We start from the raw sequence: 1,180 nt of genomic DNA, 5'->3' as shown, positions 1-1,180 counted from the left end.
GACCCTCGCGCTCGCCCTCCAGGCGCCGGTCCGACTGGCCAGGACCCGGTCCCTGGCGCCGGCCGAGATCGCGGCGCTCACGGCACTGGTGACGCCGTCGGTCGCCGGACTCGCGCTGGTCGCCGAGCGCTGGGGGCACCCACTGTTCGGCTTCGCCCTGCCGGTCCTGGCGCTGACCGTCGCGCACTTCCACTTCGCCGGGTTCGCAGCGGCGCTGCTCGCCGGGCTCGTCTGCCGGACGACCGGGAGCCGGGCCGGCCGGTTCGCCGCGCTGAGCGTGCCGCTCGGCACGCTCCTGGTCCTGGCCGGGTACTTCGTCGCCGACTGGGCAGAACTCGTCGGAGCCGTTGTCCTGACAGCCGGTATGTGGACGGTGTCCCTGCTCACCTGGCGGGACGTCAGGCCGGGAGCCGCCGGTCCCGGCACCCGGGCGCTGCTCGCCGTGAGCGCGGGCGTCCTGGTGGTGACGATGCTGCTCGCGCTGAGCTGGGCGGCGGGCGAGGCCACCGGCCTGCCGCGTCCGAGCCTCGGATGGATGGCGGCCACCCATGGCGTGGCCAACGCCCTCGGCTTCGCACTTTGCTCGATCCTGGCCTGGCGACAACTCAAGGAGAGCGCTGTATGACCGCCCCGCTGCCCCCCGCACGCCCCACCTTCACCTACCCCGAGGTCGGCGCGACCCGGCTCGGTCCGCTTCCCGAGGGCTACCACCACCTCCACCACAGCGCCAGGATCGGCCGTGGCCGCGCCGCCTTCGACGCGGCGGGGACCGCGCTGACCACCTGGCGGGCGCACCGCCGTACCGGCGCACGCGTCCGGGCGAGCTCCCCCTGGGCCGCTCCCGGCGCCCTGGTGGTGGTCAGCCTCGGCGCGGGGCCGCTGCGGCTGCGCGCGCCCTGTGAGGTCGTGTGGACGGCGTACGAGAAGGACCGGACCGGCTTCGGCTACGGAACACTGCCCGGCCACCCGGAGACCGGCGAGGAGTCCTTCGTCGTCGATCTGCGGGAGGACGGCTCCGTGTGGTTCACGGTGATGGCCTTCAGCCGGCCCGGCTGCTGGTACACCAGGCTCGCCGGTCCCGTCGTACCCGTGCTGCAGAAGGCGTACGCGCGTGCGCTGGCGCGTACGCTCCGGCGGATCGCGGCGACGGCCCGGCCGTCCTGACGGGCCGTCCCGACCT

2 protein-coding genes are annotated in these 1,180 nt (G+C 74.8%); both read left to right on the top strand.

All coding sequences use genetic code 11. From position 1 onward, the window contains the following. On the top strand, positions 1 to 625 hold a 625-nt coding region (locus tag QR77_RS37175; protein ID WP_040026383.1), incomplete at its 5' end, for a YndJ family protein. Beyond that, positions 622 to 1,164: a DUF1990 domain-containing protein gene (locus tag QR77_RS37170; protein WP_040026381.1), complete on the top strand. Its 543-nt coding sequence runs from the start codon at positions 622 to 624 to the stop codon at positions 1,162 to 1,164. The genes QR77_RS37175 and QR77_RS37170, both read left to right, overlap by 4 nt. Positions 1,165 to 1,180: the final 16 nt, after the last annotated feature.

Origin of the sequence: Streptomyces sp. 150FB, from assembly GCF_000818195.1 — a bacterium.
GTDB lineage: Bacteria > Actinomycetota > Actinomycetes > Streptomycetales > Streptomycetaceae > Streptomyces.
This window is presented reverse-complemented; position numbering and strand designations above follow the sequence as displayed.